This is a genomic window from Cellulomonas gelida, assembly GCF_006538725.1.
Lineage (GTDB): Bacteria > Actinomycetota > Actinomycetes > Actinomycetales > Cellulomonadaceae > Cellulomonas > Cellulomonas gelida.
The window spans coordinates 248,686-256,832 of the sequence record NZ_BJLQ01000002.1 but is presented as its reverse complement, the minus strand read 5'-3'; the positions used below and the strand labels follow the sequence as shown (position 1 = coordinate 256,832).

The window sequence follows — 8,147 nt, the reverse complement described above, 5'->3', positions numbered from 1 at the left end:
TCCGTCAGTGCTGCTCGCGCCGGCGAGCAAGGGCGGGATCAGCGAGCAGACGAGGTCGGTTCCAGTCGGTCTGACGCGGCGAGTGGTGGTTCGGCCAGCGGCGTGTCGATTCACAGCTGGGCTTCCAGAGGTCGGCGTGCCGGGGTGACGCGCGCCTGGTTCTCGCTGGGCCGGCCGGAAGCGGCAGCTCGCCTCGCGCGGTCGTCAGGGTGTGGCTTGCGCGCCGGCGGTGCTCCCGGAGCGCCGGGGGGCGGTCAGCGTCACGTTCTCGGCGCCTCGTTCGGTGCGGTGCGAGACCACCGCGGATGAGACGATGTTCCTCCAGGCGAGGAGAACACATTTCATGAACAGCGACGGCACGGCGGGTCGAGACGAAGGCCGATCGAGGGACGACGCGCGTCGGCCCGGCGGTCACGGCGCAGGGCGCGGCGACGCGCGGCGCGGACCGGGCAGCGGCGGACGTCCCCCCGTGGGTGGATCGCGTGACAGCGGCTCAGGTGACCGCCGCGGCTCCTACGGGCGGTCCGATGACCGATCCGCCGGACGTCGTGGAGAGTCAGGTCCGCAGCGCGGCGGTGACTCCCTCAGTGCCGGTGGCGACCGTCGTTCCGGTGAGTCCCGCGCGGGCGGCGGGTACTCGCGTTCCGGTGAGTCCCGTGGGGGTCGGCCCTACGGGGCCGGCGCAGGCGGTGAGCGATCCTATGGCTCCGGTGGTTCCGGTGCGCCGCGTTCGTCGGGTGGTCCGCGTTCGTCGGGTGGTCTGCGCTCGTCGGGTGGTCCGCGCTCGTACGGCGCGGGCGACGGCGGGGAGCGCTTCGCCGGGGGCGGTGTCGGTGGTGGTCAGCGTTCGTCCGGGTCCGGTGCAGGCGGCTCCGCGGAGCGACGTGGCGGCCCGGGCGGGCGCGGCGGCTTCGCCGGCGACCGATCGCGCGGGACGTGGCGTGACGGTGCCTCGAGCGGGGGTGCTCAGCGCGATCGGCGCGACGACAGCCGTGGAGGCTACGCCTCGGGCGGTCAGCGGGATGGTCGTTCGGCCGGCGGGTTCGCGCCCCGTGACGGTGGCTCGCGCGGCGGGGACAGCGGTGGATACCGTCCCCGCGACGGTGAGAGCCGCACGTTCCGTAGCGCGGGTGACGACCGACGGCCCTCGGGTGACGCCCGATCCCGTGGCGGCGACGCGCGGTACGGGCGTCCCGGCGGGGACGCACCTCGTGGCCGCCCGTTCGTCGCAGGTGAGCGGGCCGCGTCGCGTGGACGCGACGACCGCGCTCCGCGCGACGGAGGCCGCGAGACGCCTCGGTGGGGTGACGACCGGTCGCGCGACACCCGGCAGGGTGGCGGGCGGGCCGGTTCCGGCTATCGCGCCGGCGGGACCGGCGGCGCGCCCCGAGCGGGTCGTGAGGAGTGGCGTCAGGACCGCGATCGCCCGGCGACCGGGCGTCCTGCTGGGGGCGGCCAGCGCGACGGCGGCGACCGATCCGATCGGGCACCGCGTGGGGCCTCTGGTCGCACGGGCGGGTTCGACCGGGGCACGAGCGATCGCAGTCACGGGTCGTACGGGCATGACGCAGGCGCGCGTGGCGACCGGCAGCGGCCGCCTCGCGACGACGCGCCGCGGACCTTCGGTGCGCGCAGTGAGTCGTCGCGCCGTGATGACGCGCGCGAGCGCCCGCAACGTCGCGAGTGGACGGACCGCCCGCCGACCTCGGACCGGCGTCCTGCCGCTGCGCGGCCCGGCACAGCCCAGGGTCGCGAGGGGGGCGGTCGACGGGACGAGGGCACCGGCACGCGCGAGGGCGCTCGTCGTCCCGCCGGCGGCGCGCCGCGAGGTCGCGACGGTCTGAGCAGCGACGCCTTCTCGCGTCCTTCGTGGTCGCGCGGCTCGGGTGCCCCGGTGGGAGGCCGCGCGCAGGACGGGCGTCGGTCCGACGACCGCGGCGCGTCGGGCGACCGTCGCCCGACGCGACCCCCGCAGGACCAGAGGGTCTCCGGTCCGGAGATCCCCGAGGACGTGGTGTTCGGTGACCTCGACCGCGCCGCACGCGCGCCGTTGCGGACGCTGTCGAAGGAGAACGCCAACCAGGTCGGGCGGCACCTCGTGATGGTCGGGCGCCTGCTCGACGTCGACCCCGAGCTCGCGTACGAGCACGCTCAGGCTGCGGTGCGCAGCGGCGGCCGGGTGGACGTCGTGCGGGAGGCCGCTGGCCTCGCGGCGTACCGCACCGGGCGCTACGCCGAGGCGCTGCGCGAGCTTCGCACCGTGCGGCGCCTCAACGGCTCGTCGGAGCACCTGGCGATCATGGCCGACTGCGAGCGAGGGCTCGAGCGTCCCGAGCGGGCGATTGCGCTTGCTCAGAGCCCGGAGGCGCAGACGCTGCCGGCGGAGACGCGCGTCGAGCTCGCGATCGTCGTGAGCGGCGCGCGGCTCGACCTCGGCGAGGCGGAGGCCGCCGTGGCGGCGCTCGGCACACCCGAGGCCCGCGCGGCGTCCGGGGTTCTTGCGGTGCGCGTCGCGGTCGCCAAGGCGGCCGCCCTCGAGGCGGCCGGGCGCGGGAGCGACGCCGAGGCGGAGCTCGCGCGCTTCACGGCCGAGCAGCTGGCCGAGGCGACCGGCGAGGACGCTCCGGACGAGGAGGACGAGGTCGTCGTCTTCGACCTCGCGGAGGACGAGGACGAGCTGGCCGTCGACGAGGATGCCCGCGAGGGCACGGCGCGCGTCGGGGCCGAGCACGACGTCAACGAGCACGACGTCAACGAGCGTGACGTCGTCGACGCGCGCGATGCAGGCGCGGCCGGTGCCGACGGTCCTGGTGTCGATGCCGTCGACGACCTGCCTGGTGACGAGGACGCCGTCGAGCCGGTCGCCGCAGCGGCGACCGAGGACGCGGGCCGTCACGAGGTCGCGCAGGACGAGGTTGCGACGGACGAGGTTGTGTCGGGCGAGGTTGCGCCCGACGAGGCCGACGAGGCGGCGACGAGCCCGGCTGACGAGGCCTCGGGTGACTCGACCGACCTCGAGGACGGCGGGGAGACGCAGGCGTGAAGGCTGGACTGGTCGGGGCCCCGGTGGCGCCCGCAGAGGCGTACGACCTCGCGCTCGTCGACCTGGACGGCGTCGCGTACCGGGGACACGAGCCGATCGCACACGCGGCGGACGGGCTGACCGGGGCGCGTGATCGCGGGATGCGCCTCGTCTTCGTGACGAACAACGCCTCGCGTGAGCCCGAGTCGGTGGCCGACCAGCTCACCGGGCTGGGCATCCCGACCACGGCGGCCGAGGTGATGACCGCGGCGCAGGCCGCGGCGCAGCTGCTCCGGACGCGGCTCGAGCGCGGTGCGCGCGTGCTCGTCGTCGGCGGTGCCGGTCTGCGCACCGCCGTGCGTCAGGCCGGGTTCACGGTCGTCGACTCCGCCGACGACGAGCCGGAGGCGGTCGCGCAGGGCTTCGCGCCCGAGGTCGGCTGGGCCCAGCTCGCCGAGGCCGCGTACGCGATCGAGCGGGGCGCCTGGCACGTGGCGTCCAACCTGGACCTGAGCCTGCCGACCGCGCGGGGCTTCGCGCCGGGCAACGGCTCGCTCGTCGGTGCGGTGCGTGCCGCGACCGGTGTGACGCCGGACAGCGCGGGCAAGCCGTCGCCGGCCATGTACCGGATGGCGGTCGAGCGCGCGGGAGCCCGCGAGGCACTCGTCGTCGGCGACCGGCTCGACACGGACCTCGCGGGTGCGCGGTCGGGCGGCTTCGTCGGGCTGCACGTGCTGACCGGGGTCAGCTCGGCGCGTGACGACGTGCTCGCGCACCCGGGCGAGCGTCCCCACCTGATCGGCGCCGACCTGCGTGCGTTGCACGAGCCGCACCCCGAGCCCGTCCCCGCCGCGGACGGGTGGTGGACGTGCCGTGAGGCGTCGGCGCGCGTCGTCGGCGGCGCGCTCGAGCTCGGGCGGGGCGGCGACGACTCGACCGCGTCGCAGCTGGACGTCGTGCGCGCCGCGTGCGCCGCTGCGTGGGCCGCGGTCGACGCGGGCGAGACCCTCGACGAGGCGACCGTCCCGGAGCTTGCGACCGACCTCGCCTGACGTCGTCGGACGCTCGGGCTCGTCCGACGAGGTCCGGGTGTCGCGTGCCTGTGGGTCGCGACCCCGGCTCGTCGGGCCCTGCGGGTAGCGTGGGGCGAGCCCGACGCACACGAAAGGCAGGCGCCCGGCAGGACGAGGAGCCCGACCGCTCGCGCGGCCGTGGACCGAGCCCGTGCCGGGGCGCGAGACCGAGCAGGACGAGCGACCCCGCGACCCGCGGGGCGCCCAGCGCGACGAGGAGGCCGACACGGTGGACGACGACACGCAGCGTGCCGCAGTGCCGTCGCCGGCCGCGCTCTCGGCCCGCGTCAGCGCGGCGGCCGTTCGCGATGCGGCCGCTGTGACGGTGGCCGACGCGCGGCGGGGCGACGGCGGCGCGGCACCCGACGGTTCGACGTCCGATCACGCGACCGCGGGCGGGCTCACCGGCGACGGCGCCGTGGACGAGGCGCTGCGCTCGCTCGACGGGTTGACCGATCGCCCTCTGCCCGCGCACGTCGCGGCGTTCGACGCCGTGCACGGCGCCTTGCAGGACCGGCTGGCCGAGGCCCAGGGCTGACGGCGTGACCACGCGACTCGACACCGAGCTGGTACGGCGCGGCCTGGCTCGCTCGCGCCAGCAGGCGGGCGAGCTCATCGCCGCCGGCCTGGTCACGGTCGACGGGCGGCCCGCACGGCGCAGCGCGACGCACGTGACTCCCGAGCTGGGCGTGGAGGTCGCGTCGACCGACGGCCCGGACTACGCCTCGCGCGCGGGACACAAGCTCGCCGGCGCGCTCGACGCGCTGCCCGCGCTCGACCCGGCCGGCCGGGGCTGCCTGGACGCAGGCGCGAGCACGGGCGGGTTCACCGACGTGCTGCTGCGCCGCGGTGCCGCATCGGTGTGCGCGGTCGACGTGGGGCACGACCAGCTCGTCGACCGGCTGCGCAGCGATCCGCGCGTCGACGTGCGCGAGGGAGTCAACGTCCGCACGCTCGCAGCGGGTGACGTCGTGCCCGCACCGACGCTCGTCGTCGCCGACCTGTCGTTCATCTCCCTGCCGCTCGTGCTGCCTGCGTTCGTCGCGGTCGCGGCACCGGACGCGGACCTGCTCGTGATGGTCAAGCCGCAGTTCGAGGTCGGTCGCGGGCGGCTGGGCTCGGGCGGCGTCGTGCGGGACTCGGAGCTGCGGGTGGACGCCGTCGTCGGCGTGGCGCGAGCGGCAGCCGAGCTCGGGCTTACGGTCCGCGGAGTGGTCCAGAGCCCGTTGCCCGGCCCGAGCGGCAACGTCGAGTACTTCCTGTGGCTGCGGCCGCAGCGCTCGTCGGACGTCCCCGTCGAGCGGATCGCGCACGTCGTGCGCGGCGAGGATCCCGGAGGTGAGCTGTGACGCGGCGTGCCGTGATCGTCACCCACCGCGGCCGGCGCGCGGCAGTCGCCGCGACGCGCGAGGCCGTGCGGGTGCTGGAGTCGGCCGGCATCGAGGCCGTGCTGGCTGCCGAGGACGCGGTCGCCACCGACCTGCCCGAGTTCGAGCTCGCGGTGGTGCTCGGCGGCGACGGCACGATCCTGCGCGCCGCGGAGCTGACGCGCGGTACGGGGGTGCCGCTGCTGGGGGTGAACCTGGGGCACGTCGGGTTCCTCGCCGAGAGCGAGCGGGACGACGTCGGCGAGGCCGTCCGGAGGCTCACGGAGGGGGACTTCGAGGTCGAGGAGCGTGTCACGCTGCACGTGCGCGTCCTGCTGCCGGACGGCGACGTGCGTGAGGACTGGGCACTCAACGAGGCGGCGCTGGAGAAGGGTGACCGCTCGCGCGTCCTCGAGGTCGCGGTCGAGGTCGACGGACGACCGCTGTCGAGCTTCGGGTGCGACGGCGTCGTCGCTGCGACGGCGACTGGCTCCACCGCGCACGCGTTCTCCGCGGGTGGGCCTGTCGTGTGGCCGGACGTCGACGGGATGATCCTCGTCCCGGTCGCCGCGCACGCGCTGTTCGCGCGCCCGCTCGTGGTGGGCCCGGCGAGCCGGCTCGCGCTCGAGGTGCTCGAGCGTTCGCCGTCGCCGGGCCAGCTCACGTGCGACGGGCGCCGTACGGTCGAGATCCCGCAGGGGTCACGCGTCGAGATCACGCGCAGTGACGTGCCCGTGCGGCTCGCGCGCCTCTCGCCCGCACCCTTCACGACGCGGCTCGTGCAGAAGTTCGCGCTGCCCGTCGAGGGGTGGCGTGGGTTCGCGTCCGCGGGCGTCGACGACGAGGCGGACCGTGACGAGGCGGTGCTGGACGAGGCCGCCGGAGGTTCGAACGGTCAGGACGCGGCCGGCGCGGGTCGCACGGGGCTCGACGACGAGGTGGGTGCTCGGTGATCGCGGAGATCCGGATCGCCGACCTGGGGGTGATCGGCACCGCCGACGTGACGCTGGGGCGCGGACTGACCGTGCTCACGGGTGAGACCGGCGCGGGCAAGACGATGGTGCTCACGGCGTTGTCGCTGCTCCTGGGCGGGAAGGCCGACCCTGCGACGGTGCGCACGGGCGCGTCCGGTGCGTCCGTCGAGGGGCGGGTCGTGCTCGACGCGGACCACGCCGCGGTCGCCCGCGCTCTCGAGGCGGGCGGCGAGGTCGACGAGGACGGCAGCCTGCTCCTCGTGCGCACGGTCGGCGCGGCGGGAGAGTCGGGCACGGGCAGGTCGCGCGCGTTCGTCGGTGGGCGCTCGGTGCCGCAGTCGGTGCTGGCGGAGCTCGCCGAGTCCCTCGTCACGGTGCACGGACAGGCGGACCAGGCCCGGCTGCGCTCGTCGGCGCACCAGCGGGCCGCGCTCGACGAGTTCGCGGGTCCCGACCACGGCCGCACGCTGCGCGAGTACCGCGACGCGTGGGCCGAGCGTGCGCGGGTGCGCCAGGAGCTGGCCGAGCTCGTCGACCGCGCCCAGGACCGTTCCCGCGAGGCGGAGCTGCTGCGGCTCGGGCTCGCGGAGGTCGAGCGGGTGGACCCGCAGCCGGGCGAGGACGTCGAGCTCGCGACCGAGGAGCAGCGGCTCGCGCACGCCGAGGAGCTGCGCGTGGCGGCGGCGACGGCGCACACCGCGCTCGCGGGCGACGAGAGCGGCGCGGAGGCGGCCAGCGCCGCGGATCTGGTCGAGCACGCTCGTCGGGCGCTCGAGCACGTCGCGTCGCACGACCCGGCGCTCGCCGAGCTCGCGACGCGGGTGGGCGAGGCCGGTTACCTGCTGGCCGACGCCGCGGCCGAGCTCGCGGCCTATGCGGGCGACCTGGCGGCCGACCCGCGTCGGCTCGAGGTCGTCAACCAGCGCCGCGCCGAGCTCGCGACCCTCACGCGCGCGTACGGCTCGGACGTCGCCGAGGTGCTCGAGTGGGCGCGCACGGCCGGTCTGCGGCTGCTCGACCTCGAGGGCGGCGATCAGCGGATCGACGAGCTGCGGGCGCAGGTCGCGACGCTCGACGAGCGGATCGGTGCGCTGGCGGGGACGCTCAGCGCGACGCGGACCGCCGCCGCCGAGCGCCTCGCCAAGGTCGTCTCCGCCGAGCTCGCGGGCCTGGCGATGGCGGGAGCGCGCATCGTGGTGAGCGTCGCCCCGACCGACGAGCCCGGCCCGTACGGCGTCGACGACGTCTCGATGCTGCTCGTGCCGCACGCCGGGGCGCCCGCGCGCCCGCTCGGCAAGGGGGCGTCGGGCGGTGAGCTGTCGCGCGTCATGCTGGCGCTCGAGGTGGCGCTCGCGGAGGGCTCCGGCGGTGACCGACCGGGCACGTTCGTCTTCGACGAGGTCGACGCCGGAGTCGGTGGCAAGGCCGCCGTCGAGGTCGGCCGGCGGCTCGCTGCGCTCGCTCGGGACGCCCAGGTCCTGGTCGTGACGCACCTGGCGCAGGTGGCTGCTTTCGCAGATCATCACCTGGTCGTCACGAAGTCCTCACACGACGGGGTGGACGTCGTGACGGCGTCCGACGTGACGTCGGTCACGGGCGAGGGCCGCGTACGCGAGCTCGCCCGCATGCTCTCGGGTCAGGAGGACTCGGACGCGGCACGCGCGCACGCAGCGGAGCTCCTCGACCTGTCAGCCGTGGGACGATGACCGAC

The 8,147-nt window shown here is 76.1% G+C and carries 6 protein-coding genes; all 6 read left to right on the top strand.

Going from position 1 to position 8,147, the window contains the following annotated elements; genetic code table 11:
- The first annotated feature begins 1,894 nt into the window (after positions 1-1,894).
- The 6 genes from CGE01nite_RS17210 to recN all read left to right on the top strand — a co-directional run bounded on the left by CGE01nite_RS17210 (position 1,895) and on the right by recN (position 8,142).
- Complete coding sequence (locus tag CGE01nite_RS17210; RefSeq protein ID WP_229747541.1) at positions 1,895-3,043, top strand: hypothetical protein; 1,149 nt, start codon at positions 1,895-1,897, stop codon at positions 3,041-3,043.
- The gene (locus CGE01nite_RS01445; RefSeq protein ID WP_141368517.1) at positions 3,040-4,074 is read left to right on the top strand and encodes an HAD-IIA family hydrolase; all 1,035 of its coding nucleotides are present in this window, start codon (positions 3,040-3,042) and stop codon (positions 4,072-4,074) included. The genes CGE01nite_RS17210 and CGE01nite_RS01445 overlap by 4 nt, the downstream gene beginning before the upstream one ends.
- A 172-nt stretch (positions 4,075-4,246) precedes the next feature.
- Positions 4,247-4,633, top strand: coding sequence for a hypothetical protein (locus tag CGE01nite_RS01440; protein ID WP_082156320.1), 387 nt, complete (start codon positions 4,247-4,249; stop codon positions 4,631-4,633).
- 4 nt (positions 4,634-4,637) lie between these two features.
- Positions 4,638-5,444: a TlyA family RNA methyltransferase gene (locus CGE01nite_RS01435; protein WP_141368515.1), complete on the top strand. Its 807-nt coding sequence runs from the start codon at positions 4,638-4,640 to the stop codon at positions 5,442-5,444.
- Complete coding sequence (locus CGE01nite_RS01430) at positions 5,441-6,415, top strand: NAD kinase (protein ID WP_141368513.1); 975 nt, start codon at positions 5,441-5,443, stop codon at positions 6,413-6,415. Before CGE01nite_RS01435 ends, CGE01nite_RS01430 begins: the two co-directional genes overlap by 4 nt.
- Entirely contained in the window at positions 6,412-8,142 is a 1,731-nt protein-coding gene (recN, locus tag CGE01nite_RS01425) for a DNA repair protein RecN (RefSeq protein ID WP_141368511.1), read from the top strand. The genes CGE01nite_RS01430 and recN overlap by 4 nt, the downstream gene beginning before the upstream one ends.
- Positions 8,143-8,147 lie beyond the last annotated feature (5 nt).